This is a genomic window from Bacillus sp. HU-1818, from assembly GCF_022695965.1.
GTDB lineage: Bacteria > Bacillota > Bacilli > Bacillales > Bacillaceae > Bacillus > Bacillus atrophaeus.
Window position 1 is genome coordinate 359141 of sequence record NZ_JAAPBE010000003.1, and the last position, 13945, is coordinate 373085.

General features: G+C 35.7%; 15 protein-coding genes and 3 pseudogenes. 10 read left to right on the plus strand and 8 right to left on the minus strand.

Annotated elements, in window-relative coordinates; genetic code table 11:
• The first annotated feature begins 137 nt into the window (after positions 1-137).
• A complete protein-coding gene (locus GXP75_RS12230) occupies positions 138-905 on the plus strand; it encodes a metal-binding protein ZinT (protein ID WP_242556909.1) in 768 nt (255 codons plus the stop codon).
• 244 nt (positions 906-1149) lie between these two features.
• Here the strand turns inward: GXP75_RS12230 and GXP75_RS12235 are convergent.
• A pseudogene (locus GXP75_RS12235) lies at positions 1150-1617 on the minus strand (ImmA/IrrE family metallo-endopeptidase); the annotation flags it as partial.
• Between the two features lie 65 nt (positions 1618-1682).
• Between GXP75_RS12235 and GXP75_RS12240 the strand changes: the two are divergent.
• Positions 1683-2126 carry a hypothetical protein gene (locus GXP75_RS12240; RefSeq protein ID WP_242556910.1) on the plus strand — a complete coding sequence of 148 codons (444 nt, stop codon included), beginning with the start codon at positions 1683-1685 and terminating at the stop codon, positions 2124-2126.
• Between the two features lie 389 nt (positions 2127-2515).
• Here GXP75_RS12240 and GXP75_RS12245 read toward each other — a convergent pair whose 3' ends face one another.
• Both GXP75_RS12245 and GXP75_RS12250 read right to left on the minus strand, forming a co-directional pair.
• On the minus strand, positions 2516-3544 hold the full coding sequence (locus GXP75_RS12245; protein WP_242556911.1) for a ketopantoate reductase family protein: 1029 nt from the start codon (positions 3542-3544) through the stop codon (positions 2516-2518).
• 13 nt (positions 3545-3557) lie between these two features.
• Positions 3558-4304, minus strand: coding sequence for an acetoacetate decarboxylase (locus tag GXP75_RS12250; protein WP_003325362.1), 747 nt, complete (start codon positions 4302-4304; stop codon positions 3558-3560).
• 143 nt (positions 4305-4447) lie between these two features.
• Between GXP75_RS12250 and GXP75_RS12255 the strand changes: the two genes are divergently transcribed.
• Complete coding sequence (locus GXP75_RS12255; RefSeq protein ID WP_242556912.1) at positions 4448-5332, plus strand: LysR family transcriptional regulator; 885 nt, start codon at positions 4448-4450, stop codon at positions 5330-5332.
• Positions 5333-6190: 858 nt separating this feature from the next.
• On the opposite strand, the gene GXP75_RS12260 is transcribed toward GXP75_RS12255, so the two are convergent.
• Positions 6191-6400, minus strand: coding sequence for a hypothetical protein (locus tag GXP75_RS12260; RefSeq protein ID WP_396022465.1), 210 nt, complete (start codon positions 6398-6400; stop codon positions 6191-6193).
• 247 nt (positions 6401-6647) lie between these two features.
• On the opposite strand from GXP75_RS12260, the pseudogene GXP75_RS21505 reads away from it, so the two are divergent.
• Both GXP75_RS21505 and GXP75_RS12270 read left to right on the plus strand, forming a co-directional pair.
• Positions 6648-6922, plus strand: a pseudogene (locus GXP75_RS21505) (ribonuclease domain-containing protein); the annotation flags it as partial.
• A gap of 18 nt (positions 6923-6940) precedes the next feature.
• Complete coding sequence (locus GXP75_RS12270; protein WP_242556914.1) at positions 6941-7216, plus strand: barstar family protein; 276 nt, start codon at positions 6941-6943, stop codon at positions 7214-7216.
• Between the two features lie 786 nt (positions 7217-8002).
• On the opposite strand, the gene GXP75_RS12275 is transcribed toward GXP75_RS12270, so the two are convergent.
• The gene (locus tag GXP75_RS12275) at positions 8003-8563 is read right to left on the minus strand and encodes a TetR/AcrR family transcriptional regulator (RefSeq protein ID WP_242556915.1); all 561 of its coding nucleotides are present in this window, start codon (positions 8561-8563) and stop codon (positions 8003-8005) included.
• A gap of 192 nt (positions 8564-8755) precedes the next feature.
• On the opposite strand from GXP75_RS12275, the gene GXP75_RS12280 reads away from it, so the two are divergent.
• The 4 genes and pseudogenes from GXP75_RS12280 to GXP75_RS12295 form a co-directional block, all read left to right on the plus strand.
• Positions 8756-9046, plus strand: coding sequence for a hypothetical protein (locus tag GXP75_RS12280; protein WP_242556916.1), 291 nt, complete (start codon positions 8756-8758; stop codon positions 9044-9046).
• Positions 9030-9239, plus strand: a complete 210-nt coding sequence (locus GXP75_RS12285; RefSeq protein WP_242557148.1) for a GNAT family N-acetyltransferase — start codon at positions 9030-9032, stop codon at positions 9237-9239. Before GXP75_RS12280 ends, GXP75_RS12285 begins: the two co-directional genes overlap by 17 nt.
• 286 nt (positions 9240-9525) lie before the next feature.
• On the plus strand, positions 9526-10761 hold the full coding sequence (locus tag GXP75_RS12290) for a cytochrome P450 family protein (protein ID WP_242556917.1): 1236 nt from the start codon (positions 9526-9528) through the stop codon (positions 10759-10761).
• A 96-nt stretch (positions 10762-10857) separates the two neighbouring features.
• A pseudogene (locus GXP75_RS12295) lies at positions 10858-10947 on the plus strand (DUF6262 family protein); the annotation flags it as partial.
• A gap of 378 nt (positions 10948-11325) precedes the next feature.
• Here GXP75_RS12295 and GXP75_RS12300 read toward each other — a convergent pair.
• Both GXP75_RS12300 and GXP75_RS12305 read right to left on the minus strand, forming a co-directional pair.
• Positions 11326-11853, minus strand: coding sequence for a PadR family transcriptional regulator (locus tag GXP75_RS12300; protein ID WP_242556918.1), 528 nt, complete (start codon positions 11851-11853; stop codon positions 11326-11328).
• Entirely contained in the window at positions 11850-12692 is an 843-nt protein-coding gene (locus GXP75_RS12305) for a sialate O-acetylesterase (RefSeq protein WP_242556919.1), read from the minus strand. The genes GXP75_RS12300 and GXP75_RS12305 overlap by 4 nt, the downstream gene beginning before the upstream one ends.
• A 457-nt stretch (positions 12693-13149) precedes the next feature.
• On the opposite strand from GXP75_RS12305, the gene GXP75_RS12310 reads away from it, so the two are divergent.
• The gene (locus tag GXP75_RS12310; RefSeq protein ID WP_242556920.1) at positions 13150-13545 is read left to right on the plus strand and encodes a hypothetical protein; all 396 of its coding nucleotides are present in this window, start codon (positions 13150-13152) and stop codon (positions 13543-13545) included.
• On the opposite strand, the gene GXP75_RS12315 is transcribed toward GXP75_RS12310, so the two are convergent.
• Entirely contained in the window at positions 13527-13922 is a 396-nt protein-coding gene (locus GXP75_RS12315; protein WP_242556921.1) for an SMI1/KNR4 family protein, read from the minus strand. The genes GXP75_RS12310 and GXP75_RS12315 overlap by 19 nt on opposite strands.
• Positions 13923-13945 lie beyond the last annotated feature (23 nt).

A 13945-nucleotide genomic window follows, 5' to 3' on the forward strand; every position in this document is an offset into this window, starting at 1 on the left:
TGAAGGCTGTCGAAATTTTCTCGACAGCCTGAAGTTCTTAAAGGGCTATTAGGGTCATTTTCCCTTTGATGTTTGCACAAGATATATGTATAATATAAATCGTAATGTTTTCGATTTGAAATAAAAGGAGTGTTGTAATGAAGATTTTATTGGCAAAGAGGTTAGGTATATTAACAATTGGTTCGTTACTAGTATTGGCAGGATGTCAGACTTCAGGTTCATCCGAAGGTGAGTCTAATAAAACAACATCATCCTCGTCAGCGACGGAAGACTCTTCTAAAACGCAAGAGCCAACATCTGAAAGTCACACACACGAACATGCTCATAATCATGCTCACGATCATAGTCATGCACATGATGAGGAAACAGAAAAAATTTATGAGGGCTATTTTAAAAACAGTCAAGTAAAGGATCGTTCACTTTCTGATTGGAAAGGAGACTGGCAATCTGTTTATCCATTCCTGCAAGATGGTACTCTTGACGAAGTATTTTCTTATAAAGCAGAACATGAAGATGATATGACAGCCGAAGAATATAAAGAGTATTACAAAAAAGGGTATAAAACAGATATTGAACGTATCTTAATTCAACAAGATACTGTAACATTCTTCAAAAATGGAAAAGAATATTCTGGTGAGTATACTTATGACGGGTACGAAATTCTAACATATGATGCGGGCAATAGAGGGGTAAGATACATATTCAAACGAGCTAAAGAAGCTGAAGGACTTCCTCAGTATATTCAGTTTAGTGATCATAGTATCTATCCGACTAAAGCTAGTCATTACCATCTGTATTGGGGTGACGATCGTGAAGCTTTACTTGATGAAGTCAAAAACTGGCCTACATTCTATCCGTCAGAAATGGATGGACACGATATTGCCCACGAGATGATGGCGCATTAAATGGGGAGTGAGGAAAGGGCACGCCTAGATCTTTATGAAGATTGAACTCTGTGATTCACTGAATGTATGACTTGATCGTCTTCTCATCACCCGTGGCCTTTCTAAAGATTGGTCAAAGTTTTTTCCCCCTGAACGTTGGAAATACTGGGCGGAATATTGAATACATCATTCGCGAACTACTAATACACACTATTTATATGGATCCCTACAGTTAGATGCCCCTGTGTTAGCTGCTGACTCCTCGTCAGCAGCTTTTTGCCCTCTTCACATTTCTTCCGTTTCTCCCTCTCCGCCCGGTAGAACTCAGGGGGGCGCTTAGATTTCCCATAACTGTTTGATTAAATAAATATTGAGTCAGCTTCCTGTATTAAAGATTCAAACGTTTCTTAGCAAATGAAGGTGATACTTTAAATAGCCAAGCCACATTTTCAATTGCATGTGATTGTATGTACGGAAGATTGATATTACGCAACATGAAAGTTGGAATGCAAAAGTGATATGTAAAATAATTCGACTGCTACTCTAAATAATCAGTCCAAGTTGCCGGCATTGTTTTTTTTCACTTTCGTATATATATGGAAAAATTCACGAGCGAAGTCATCCCATTGTTCACTTCGACTTATTCGACTGTCCTAAGCTAATATTATAAATCCCGGTGTTTTAGTGCGAAGCTTGTAACAGGTTTAAACGAAAGCCTGATATCTAATGACTCATCTTGGATACTTTAAATTATTATAGGGAAGATACAACTTTTTTTATAGAAAAAACGTCCAAATGATGGGGGAATATCCTGTTAAATGGATTTTTGCAACAATGGTTTGTGCGGAGGGGTTTAATATCGCCAAAAAAACTTTTAAAAGGTTAATGATTATACCAATTATATTGTTTTTTTATGTTTTATTCTTAAATCCAGAAATTGTTCTTGAAGAGCAATGTCCTAATAAGCCTTACAGTTTAACAATCGTAAAACACGGATCAGGTACTTTCGATAAGAAAATTGTTTTCATATATTACAAGATTAACGGAAAAACAGTAGCAATTGCGGATTTGGCGTTTTTTGAGAATTTTGGCAGGGATATAGATGTTACTTGGGATACCACTACTGATGATGGAACTTGGTGGATAGATAAAAGCGTACATTTAACTATGACCTATGCTGAAAATTTTAAGGGGAATTTAGATAAGAAAGAAATTGTTTTTGATTATAGTACTGTACAATAAATAACGAATTTCCTCCTGCATTTGATACGGCTGCTACCATGTTCGCATCCGTGATCCAGCGCATGGCTGCTTGAACGATGGGTTATGTTCTCTTAAAACCTTTGCAAAATGAAAAGCAGACAATTAAATTGTCTGCATCAACAAGGTATTTTGACTGGTTGAATTTCAAGAATGGAATAAGAATAACTTACTCAAAATCATTTAATTAACTAAGTAACGTATTACGTTGTTTTACTGATGTATACTTCCCTTCGCAATCCGTTCATTCTGTAGGGTGGAAATAAATTTAAATAATCGTATGTCTATTCATCATAAGTTTCTAACAAAACCCCTTTGAAGGCGAAGTTGTACTAAGATAAATAGCAATTTTAAAATTTCACTGGGGAAATTTAAGCACAAATGAAGTCTTTAAAGAACTTAATATTGACATCAAAATTTGGAACAGATTGATATTGTTCAGCTGTTTTGACTAATTTAACAACCATATCATTATAAGGAGTTGAAATGCCTGTCCCTTCAGCTAATCTTGGAATAACTCCATTAATGTAATCAATCTCAGTTTTGCGTTTCTTTTCAATATCCTGAAGCATACTCGCTTTTAACAATCTTGATGATTCCATTGCTGCCCTAAACGTTTGGATACGATCAGGAAGGTCATTTTCGCTTGTTAATTCCAATGATTCTATATCAAGGCCCCCCATTTTAGCAAATGTGACACCATTTGCGTGTCCAACCTTGATTGTCTCATCTGCAATATGAACTGCACTAACAATGCCAATTTCATTGTCAAGAATGTCTCCGTATTTTCCGTTTAATGCTGCCGATAAACCACTGAACGCATTATTAATAAGTAGTTTTGACCACTTCGTTCCAACTAAATTGTCGGAAATATGCGTTCCGCCCACAAGGTCTAAAATAGATTTAATTCGCTGGATTCTTTCTGTTATTTCACCGTTTAACTCTCCAATTTGAAAAGCGTACTTCTTAAAGTGAGTATATTCGGTTGTAAGACGAGACACGCCTGGTTCAATAAACGTAGCACCAAATTCAACAGAACCTGCAATTGTACGTTCACGACCGACAATGGATGCTACTTTTTCTTCTGGTATACCGTTTTGTAAGGAGCATACAATGCTATCGGCCCCTAAAAACGGAAGCAACTCTTGCAGCACTGAATCGTTATATAATTGTTTCGTTAGAAGTAAGACTAAATCATATTTTCCTGACTTGTTTTCAGGGGTAATGGCTTTCACCTTTGCTTGAAAATCCGTTGTACCGATCACTTTTGCACCTTTATGATTTAAAGCATCTACATGTGCCTGATAAGTATCGATTAATTCAACATTCATTCCGCCGGCAGCAAGATACGCTCCAACTATGGTTCCTAAAGAACCTGCTCCTAACACTGCAATTCTCATTAGAAAATCCTCCTTATTTTTCCTCTAAATAATTATAAACAGGTCGTACATTATTTAAGGTCAAATCCGTTAAGATGTGTGATGCCGAAACGACTTCTAATACGGGTAAATCAGCTAAAGGTGCTAAAGCATGTTCGAACAATTGAAGTCGTGCGGGACCTGTCCATGCCCCTTTAATTTCAATATCTGTAATTTGTGTTCTTACCAAGTCACAAACCCTTAACTTACCACTATAATCTGTTACGATTTTAACCATGAAATTAGGCCGGCAAATTTCACTTTTAGCTTGGTCTTTATCCATTTCAACGTGTTTATATCCCATCGTAGCCGTTGCCACACGAAGTGAACCGTAATCAAGCGTACCAACAAGGGTATCGGAATCTACATATAGCTTGGGATTTCCCAATTTCTTTGGATAAGCACTAAGCTCTCTTCCACTGGCGATCGCGGGGAAGTTGTCCACGTACATTGAATGCACATAATCACCTTCCTCACCATTAAATGAAACAGGAATGACTTGTCCAGCCTCAGTATAAGCACCTAGCCCAGAAACATCGGGCATCCACATCACTTCAAATTTAACCAAAGGTTCATTGATTTCAAGAGGTTCTGGCACTGCCGCTCGTAAAGCTTTTTCATCTGTTCGGTAAATGATATTAAGGTACTCACGGTTAACAAATTTATAGGTTGGTACGGGATATGATGGAGCTGTTAATGGTGTATTGAAGTTTTTTGCTATGTTATTTACATCAATTTTCATGTCATGACACCTTCCTTTTTTCACTCAAAAGCGATTCTTTTTTCATATGTCTTACGTAATTAGATTACATCTATATTTACATTTAATCTAATACATAATAATGTATATATATATTTATTATAATAAATAAGGGGTCTAGATAGATGGAATTACTTCAGCTAAAATACTTTCAGACAGTTGCCTTTACAGAACACATGTCTAAAGCAGCCAAACTATTAAATATCGCCCAGCCTTCTTTAAGCCTGACGATTAAAAGACTTGAGGATGAATTGGGAACTAAATTATTTGAGAGGAAAGGAAGGAATATCCAATTGAGTTCGTCAGGAAAAATTCTGTTGAAGCATGTAAACAGGATTTTTACTGAGATTGAAAACGCACAAATGGAAATTCAATCAGAGGAACATCAAATTGCTAATGTCATTAGAATATCGATTTCAAATGCTAGATTCCTTAGCAAGCTAATCAGTGAATATATTAACCGCTTTCCTGAATCAAAAATTCAGCAAGGAATCGGAGTAAAAAGCGGAATAATGACGAGTTTAAAAAAAGGGGATATCGATTTAGGAATAGCAAGTCATCCTATTCAAGATGAAGAGATAGAGAGTTGTGTGCTGATAAATGAAGATATTGTTCTGGTTTTACCCTCGAACCACAGGTATGCAGATAAAACTGAAATTTCGTTAAGCCAAGTCGCCGATGAGCCATTTATTTCACTTGCCAATAATGACGAGTATAGTGGTTTTACAACTTCACTTTGTGAGAAAGCAGGCTTTAGGCCAAATCATGCATTTGAGGTCGATTCTAATTTACTGGTCGAAATTATAAAGCTTGATCAGGGTGTTGCTTTACTTCCTATTTCAGTTTGTAGAACATTGGGGTTACATTATATAAAAATTGATGATAATTCTGCTACATATCCAGTCGGCTTATCTTGGATAAGGCATAAAGTATTATCTTCTTCGGTAAGAAACTTTCGTGATTTTATTATTTCATACTATAAAGATAACTATGGGATGTTCAAGGTTTAATAAAGGTTTCAATTAGTAGTTCAGAAAATTTTTAACCTAAACATTCATTTCATCACCGACACGTTCTGGTTCATCATATTGGAAATCCAAATGAGAGAATGTGTTCGAATATTATTATCATTGCAAAATCTTAATGTTTATTTGTTAATTCTGTTTTCGGTTATGATTCTATATGTTTGTTCTTGGCTTCTATCGATACGTATTTATAGAAATAAAGTATTTTAAAGGAAGGGTGTAGAATTTTACAGAAAGAGATTTTTACTGATTGGTTTAATCATCCCTATTCTCATATGTTGTAGAAGGAAGGGTATCTTAAATCAATGTCTGTGGTGTATTTTGAAGTTAGGTGTTACTCATACATTGGATTACCTGATAGAATTTACGGTCCAAAAAAGTGAAATCCAAAAACAATATTGAAGTGAAAAAGAGCCCATCTCCTTCTATGAGAAGGGCTATCCACATATTTAACATGAGTTTCTGAGTGATACATAGCTTTTTCGAATGCAGCTATTCATTTTTATCTCCGTAATCAATATCCTGCCCGATCGGATCATGAAGGGACACTTCTTTTTTGTTGTTTTCATTTCGCGTTAATGCATGATGAGGATTTCATTATTAATTACAAAAGGGGGGAGCATAGATTTTCCGTCACTGATTGTTAAATAAATGTTGGGTCAGCTTCCTGTAATACATGTTCAAACGGGGTCTGTGTATGTCTTAGAAGCTCCTGAGCATGCAGAACAGTGATTAAAACTGTAAAGGGCAGCCTTGCGCAGGTTTAATAATAAGATAGATTTTAAGGTTATGTAAATGTGAATAATTGAAAAAGCCCACTAAAATGTGGGTTCTTTATATGCGCTAACGGGGTAATAACAATTCTTCATCTTCAAAGAAACCGAATAGTTTTTCTTCATCATATTCATATTTACGTCCTAGATTATTTGTATCTCTTTCGTGCTGTAAAAGAACTTTATAGTTTTTTCCCTTTGAAGATTCGTTTTCAGTAACACTTAGGACGGTTACTTTATCGTTCTCATATGTCTTTGCAAAAAAGTCTAATCTCCTCAATTGTATCCTTTAAATCTGTTTCATCACCATTAAAAAAGTCTAAAGAAACTTCAGTTGTGTATTTTTCAATCATGGCTAGCTCCCTGCTAATATGTATTAGTTCTTAAAGGATAACGGAAATCTAATCAACAGCTATCACTGGATGGTGAAAGAGGTTCAATAGTTGCAGAGAGTACTCTATGGTTCAGCAACTCTAATGTAAAATCGGGGTGTTGCTCAGTATGGATGAGATGGCGATCAATGGCCAGTGCCGGAAAATTACATAAATAAAGGAGAAGCAAGAAAATTAGGATGGGAAAGCAAAAAAGGTAATTTATCAAAAGTAGCACCGGGGAAAAGTATCGGGGGAGATATATACAAAAACAGAGAAAAACGTCTTCCTGACGCTAAAAATAGAGTGTGGCGCGAAGCTGATATAAACTATACCACAGGTTACAGAGGGAATGACAGATTACTCTATTCGAATATGGATTAATATATAAAACAACAGATCATTATAAAACGTTTGTTAAGTTAAAATAATGGAGGACATAGTTTTTAATGAAAAAAATAGTTGTAGATGGAAAAGACTTTGAAAATAAAGAAGGGTTACATGATGTATTAAAAGATAAATTAGACTTCCCAGACTACTATGGGGAAAATTTAGACGCTTTATGGGATTGCCTTACAGGGTGGATAGAGTTGCCGCAAACTTTAGTTTGGAGAAATTTTGAGTCTAGTAAAAAGTTTTTAGGTTCATACGCTGATAATACATTAGAAGTTTTACAAAGGGCTCAAAAGGAATTAGAAGATGAGTTTAAAATAATAGTAGAGTAGACTTTTTTTGTGAATTTGAAAAGAGTACCTTAGCGGCTTTACTTGAGTTCAAGAATGCTGCTGAGGTATTTTATTTTCAAGAAAGCTTGTCCTCATAAGTATACTTTTTACTTTGAAATAATGTATTGGCGCACTATGGCCTATCACTACAGCCTTTCTTAACGAGCCCTAAGCAAGCAGCAATTTTTACGATCGTTGTCGTTTCCGCTTGGCAGGGAGGGGGTTAGATGCTCATTTTTTTAGCTTTGGTAGTACTGTTATTCTTGCAATAGTTGAATAAAAGGCATCGACAAAATATCTACTATTGCAAAAGCTGATTCAAAAGTTACTGCCTTAAAAACATTAAAAGTATCCGAAGTCAGTGCTAATAAAATTGGTAAATATGTTAAACTCCAAATGTTTTTGAACTGCAATATGCAATTGCTGATTGTGGATCATTTTCTTTTAACACAATCGATGAAGAAAGTTATAGGAAATCTGTATTTCACCTATTTAAGCAGTCTTCCGAAACAAATAGCACATGCGTGTAGCTACCCGAGCTAGCTATATAGAATATCGAGAACAGGTTTCGCGATTCGCTTTTTCATTGTCTTTATGCAGCAGTTGAAAGAAACAGGTCATACACGTTCGGTACCACCAGCATATCCGCAGGTACTCGACCATTTCAGCAAACAATTCTTCTTCCCCCAAGGAGACCAAATTCATTAGGTTATATGCATGTGGAATAACACAGGGCTTCTTCGCGAAAAATCTATTGGATTTACAGAAAGTCTCCTTCTCTTCATGTTAATCTTCAAATTTTAATAACAATTGATGAATGATATTAGAGATACAAGTAGGTGTTTTTATCATCCCATTGTTAATCCATTCCTCTATAATTCCTACTACACCTGAAACGATAAATGTTGTTTCGAATTTCTCAGTTTCCGTAATTGAATTTGCTGATTGTCGTATCATGCTCAATTCCTCAATTACTTTCCTTTTAAAAAACTCTTTCAGTTTGTTGGTTGAAAGGACATTCATTTTTGGTTTTGTTAACAATGTAAAAATTTCGACGTTTTGATATATGTATTCTGTAGTTTTTTCTATAAAGGTCAGCATGCTTAGTGGATCCTCACTTGGAAATGATGAATCATAAAAGCTTCCTAGCTGTTCAAATATCTCGTCTTCGATCTGCTCATACAAGTCAAAAACATCTTTGTAGTGAAGATAAAAGGTGCCTCGGCCTATATCGGCTTTTTTAGATAAATCGGAAACAGTTATTTTGTTGATTTCTTTTTCATGAAGCAACTTTAAAAAGGCATGTTTTATAGCACTTTTTGTTTTGATTGATCGTCTGTCCCCCATAGCATCCTCCGTTAATATACAATTTATCATGTATTGTTCATTAATGAACATATACAGCTAAATTGCAGATTGATACTCAAATTTTCTTACCATTATAATGAACATGTGTTCATGAGTCAAAAAATGGTTATTGGAAAAGGAGGTGTATCAATGTTTCTTTATCGACAAGCAAGAGCTGATGAATGAAGTAAAGTGGCAAAGCTATTCCATGAATCTTTCAATCAATATCCTTTTATGGATTTACTCGTAGAACGCGGAAAAAAAGATCGTTCATTTATTTTTGAAATGCATAAAGTACTAACAAAAGCATATTTTAAAAAGCATTTCTGTTTTTTAGGCATTCAGAATGGTGAAATTGTTGTTGCAGCTCTATTAAAACATCGTGATAAACATGACATTAGCTTGATCGATTATATAGCAGCAGGGGGGATAAAATTAATCAAAAGGGGGATTTTTAGTATTGAACATGTTGACGGTGACTAATGAGGCTAAAAAATCTTACAAATCCTTAAAAGAGCCGGCATGGTATTTAGAAGTATTAGGAGTTTCGCCATCTTATCAGGGAAAGAGTTTGGGCAGCAAAATGATTAATGACTGTCTAGTACCTTTTATCTCACAAAGCGGGGGCGGCATTTTGGCCCTTATCACCAATACTGATCTAAATAGATCATTTTAGCAAAAAGAACGGCTTTGAAGAATTTAGTGAATCCCGTATCAGGCGATTTGATCATGAAATTTGCAATTGGGGTTTTAAAAGAAAAGTCCTTCAAACATATAATTAGAATTTTTTTAGTGATAGATAATGAATCAAAAATTTATGTTTTTCAATTATGGGTGAGATTGATTGATCGAAGCCTTTATGAAATGAAGGCATTCAGATCAATAGAAGTAGTTTTTACAAATCATTCTGATTTTATATTTAAAGATTCTCATAATTCTTAATAAAGATGGAGGTTGAATGAATGTCTTCAAAACAAAAAAAGAGTTTAACCATTTTGACGGAAAGTCAATTGTCTTCCAGAGCATTTAAAGATGAAGCGTACAATTTTTATAAAGAATTGCGACAATCACACCCTCTCTACCCATTAGCTTTAGGAACTCTGGGGGATGGCTGGCTCATAACAAGATATGATGATGCAATACATTTATTAAAGAATGAAAAATTAAAGAAAAACTATGAAAATGTAATTACCGCAAAAGAAGAGAAACGTCCTGTTCTATTGAAGAATGAAGAGCCTTTAACAAAGCATATGCTTAATTCAGATCCCCCCGATCACAATCGTTTGCGAACTCTTGTTCAGAAAGCATTTACTCATCGAATGATTTTGCAGTTGGAAGACAAAATCCAACATATAGCAGATTCTTTATTGGATAAAGTACAGCCCAACAAATCCATGAACCTAGTAGATGATTATGCGTTTCCTTTGCCGATTATCGTGATAAGTGAAATGCTTGGCATTCCCCTAGAAGATCGTCAAAAATTCAGAGTTTGGTCGCAAGCAATTATTGATTTTTCAGATGCCCCTGAAAGACTTCAGGAGAATGACCATTTGTTAGGAGAGTTTGTTAAATATCTGGAATACTTAGTTCGTAAAAAAAGGAGCGAACCTGCAGGAGATTTAATCAGTGCATTAATTCAAGCGGAAAGTGAAGGCACACAATTAAGTACAGAAGAATTGTACTCGATGATTATGCTGCTTATCGTTGCAGGTCATGAAACAACCGTAAACTTAATCACCAATATGACATATGCTCTGATGTGCCACCATGATCAACTAGAAAAGCTCCGCCAGCAGCCGGACTTGATGAATTCAGCCATAGAAGAAGCATTGAGGTTTCACAGCCCTGTTGAGTTAACGACTATTCGCTGGACGGCTGAACCGTTTATACTGCATGGGCAGGAGATTAAACGGAAAGATGTGATCATCATTTCCTTAGCATCAGCAAACCGTGATGAAAAGATATTTTCAAATGCCGACATATTTGATATTGAAAGAAAGAACAACCGCCATATTGCTTTTGGCCATGGCAGCCATTTTTGCCTTGGTGCACAGCTTGCCCGCTTAGAATCAAAGATTGCTATTTCCACTTTATTACGCCGCTGTCCAAATATACAGATAAAAGGCGAAAAGGAACAAATTAAATGGAAAGGGAATTTTCTGATGAGAACACTTGAAGAACTGCCGCTCGGTTTTTAATTTTTTGGGGGATATGTAATTTTCAAACATTTCTTATTTTTTAGAATTTGGGCAGAGATATAGATGTTACTTGGGATACAAATACTGATTGATGGAACACTGAACCGTAAGATTAAGAAATTAGAAGATAATAACAAGCAACTTAGGGATCCATTGAAAGTTGCTTACGCAGAGGTATATAAAAAATTTATGTCAAGAACGATGTTCACCTTCACTGCTTGTTCAATTAGAGGAAGTGATTCTTCCTTAAGGGAGATCACTTTTTCTTATTCGACTAAAGCAGCAGTTTAGCGGAAGAAGGAGAAAAATCAGTTGACTTACTTCAATACTAAATAGGTGTAAAAAGTGGTTATTAATACGAAGGATTGAAAAAGAAGAACACGCAGCAGATTCATGTGCTCTTGTTGGGGGGCAAGTGTTGACAACTCTATTAGCTGGTTTAATTAAAGAAGGAGTATAAAACCTGTATCAATGGTGTTACTAGATATCTACGACACAGGTTTTATATTAAGGTAACTAATATTCTTATATATTTAACATTACATTTTTTTATTATGCAATAGTTCACTCTATTTCTGCTTTCAATTTTTCGAACCACTCTAAATTAACCAAGTGATGTGAACGGGAATTTTCGTTCATACGGCGAAAGTAATTGATTGTGCCGGGAATTTCTTGAGCGATGGACAGGTATTCATCAAGGAGCTCGATTCGAGTTTTAGTCTGGTCGATTTGTGATTTGATCAGATCCAGTAATTTATTTTTGTCGAAATCATCGGCAAAGAGTAACGCCCCATAAAATTGCAGGTTCACATATTCCGATTTGGTGCCGTATTTGATCATTAATTTCTCGAATTCTGCTCTTCCTGATTCTGTGACTTTAAAGTTACGGATTTCACGCCCACTGGTTGAGGGTTTCTGCTGAATCTGTTCAATAAAACACCTTTCTTCAAGTTGCTGCAGATTGTAATAAAATGAACCTTTCGTGAAGTTAACAATGTATTTGTAATGACGTTTTTCCATTAAGGCCAGAAGTTCATAGCCGTGAGCTCCGGGATTTTGGATAAGCAAGCCAAGGATAAGTAAGGGAATCATGGTTTCATCACCTTCGCCATCCGCGCCTCAAATTCCGCGTACGTGATTTTACCCGAAGCCAAATCCATACTATGAAGGTAAATCTGCTCTGTTTTAGAATAGTCACCATTCACTTTCAGTGATTGCTCCTCTCCCGAAATGGGTTTCAGGATATGGTACTTTTTCGAAAAAGCCTCGAAATAGCGGTAACCGAATTTGCGTTGTGAAGCTGCGTCTAAATGAATGCCATCAGGATTCGCAGTCAAACCTGCTGCAGTAACAAAATAACAATTCTGTTGTTCATTAGCAAAACGCAGCAATTGTTCATTAACCTGTCGAAATTCGGTCGCGTGCTGTCCAAAACCGGTCTTCCCAAGAAAGTCACCAAGCCCTCCAATAATCATCGGTACCTCATCAAGTTTCAACTCGTTTCTTAGCGTCTCGTTGATAAGAGTTAATTTCTCGTAATAAGTTTCATGTAGCGAACGATAACTGTCACTCTCACCCTGGTGCCAAAGGATTCCACAAATCTGACTGGACCGGAGGGCGAAGCGGGCTTCGGACAAAGCATGCTGAAAAAGGATGCCTTCCGGATGCCAGTCATTCAATGAACTGCCACCTTCCGCACAAGGGATCAAGCCAATTTCTTCATTGGGATGAGCTTTCGACCATGCATCTGCAAAAGATGCCGCCAGGCCAACGCCGGAAACCGGACGGTCGTAATTAATCGGCTCTGTCATCATCTGCCACTGTCCATTGCGCAGCATTTTTATTTTTTCATTATAGATAGGGTCTACTTCATTCAAAAATCCACGGCCCGCCATATTCGACTGCCCCAACATTAAAAAAGACTTTATCATCTCACTTTTCACTTCTTTACATCAATATTTTAGTCTAATTAGACTATAGTCAATTCAGTTTGTCTTGTAAAGTTTTATCAAGGTCTTATTTTTTTATTAGTATGTATGAAAAACAAACTAACATTGAAAATTTGGTGGATGTATTTGAGAAATAGCAAGTTCTTTTGCTTTTTCTTATCCAACTATCGGGGGCTTTCGTTCAATAACGATCTTCCACAATCGGGCATGATTATTGAACAAGAACTAAAGGAGTGATACATATTAGTCATGTATAATATGTATTACTCCTTATTTTTTATGGATTTTTTGATTTAGATCTTGATAAACAATGAAAAAACAACAAAAATCCTGTCATGTAAGGGTTTCTATGAGGTTCAAAATCAATTTTTTTCATAGGAAATACGTTCAATGATGGGGGTGTATCCCAAATGAAATGGATTGTTAAAAAGGGAGGGCTATGTTGAAGGGGATCAATAAAAAATTTTTAAAAAGGTTAACGATTGTACCAATTCTATTCATTTGTTATGTTTTATTTTTAAATCCTGAAGTTATACTTGAAGAGCAATGTCCTAATAAGCCTTATAGTGTAACAATCGTAAAGCACGGGACAGGTATATTTGATAAAAAAATTGTTTTAATATATTACAAGATCAACGGAAAAACAGTAGCTGTTGGGGATTTGGTGTTTTTTGAGAATTTTGACAGAGATATAGATGTTACTTGGGATACGAATACTGATGATGGAACTTGGTGGATAGATAAAAGCGTACATTTAACCATGACCTATGCTAAAAATTTTAAGGGGGATTTAGACAAGAAAGATATTGATTTTGATTATGGTACTGTCCAATAATAATGAAGCAGTTTATTTAAAATAGGAATATACACTAAAAGAACCGCCAGTCGCGGTTCTTTTGTGTTATACTCTGCTCTAAATTCTGTAGCAAAAGGTATGATATTATCAACTAACCGGTCTTTAACATTATCAATTGTACTAAGGAGATCAGTTGGTCGAGTAGGGTCTCCAATGCTCAGTAAATTGTTGATTGATTCTCGAGAGTCTTGAAATAAAACGACCTTTCTATCTATAGGGGAACATCCATTATGGTCTTTAATGAACTCTCTGTAATCTGTCGGAAACTTGATTTTTAATTTCTCTTCTACATATTCAATTTGACTGTTTGTAGCTTCTTGAAAAGTGCTTCGTTTTCTCCATTTAATACTTTGCATTTGTTAACCTCCTACTAGTCATA

Coding starts and splice junctions, on each gene's coding strand:
- GXP75_RS12240 (WP_242556910.1), top strand. CDS start 1,683: ATGGGGGAATATCCTGTTAAATGGATTTTTGCAACAATGGTTTGTGCG.
- GXP75_RS12315 (WP_242556921.1), bottom strand. CDS start 13,922: ATGCAAAGTATTAAATGGAGAAAACGAAGCACTTTTCAAGAAGCTACA.
- GXP75_RS12275 (WP_242556915.1), bottom strand. CDS start 8,563: ATGGGGGACAGACGATCAATCAAAACAAAAAGTGCTATAAAACATGCC.
- GXP75_RS12245 (WP_242556911.1), bottom strand. CDS start 3,544: ATGAGAATTGCAGTGTTAGGAGCAGGTTCTTTAGGAACCATAGTTGGA.
- GXP75_RS12300 (WP_242556918.1), bottom strand. CDS start 11,853: ATGATTCCCTTACTTATCCTTGGCTTGCTTATCCAAAATCCCGGAGCT.
- GXP75_RS12255 (WP_242556912.1), top strand. CDS start 4,448: ATGGAATTACTTCAGCTAAAATACTTTCAGACAGTTGCCTTTACAGAA.
- GXP75_RS12310 (WP_242556920.1), top strand. CDS start 13,150: ATGTTGAAGGGGATCAATAAAAAATTTTTAAAAAGGTTAACGATTGTA.
- GXP75_RS12250 (WP_003325362.1), bottom strand. CDS start 4,304: ATGAAAATTGATGTAAATAACATAGCAAAAAACTTCAATACACCATTA.
- GXP75_RS12305 (WP_242556919.1), bottom strand. CDS start 12,692: ATGATAAAGTCTTTTTTAATGTTGGGGCAGTCGAATATGGCGGGCCGT.
- GXP75_RS12285 (WP_242557148.1), top strand. CDS start 9,030: ATGTTGACGGTGACTAATGAGGCTAAAAAATCTTACAAATCCTTAAAA.
- GXP75_RS12230 (WP_242556909.1), top strand. CDS start 138: ATGAAGATTTTATTGGCAAAGAGGTTAGGTATATTAACAATTGGTTCG.
- GXP75_RS12290 (WP_242556917.1), top strand. CDS start 9,526: ATGTCTTCAAAACAAAAAAAGAGTTTAACCATTTTGACGGAAAGTCAA.
- GXP75_RS12270 (WP_242556914.1), top strand. CDS start 6,941: ATGAAAAAAATAGTTGTAGATGGAAAAGACTTTGAAAATAAAGAAGGG.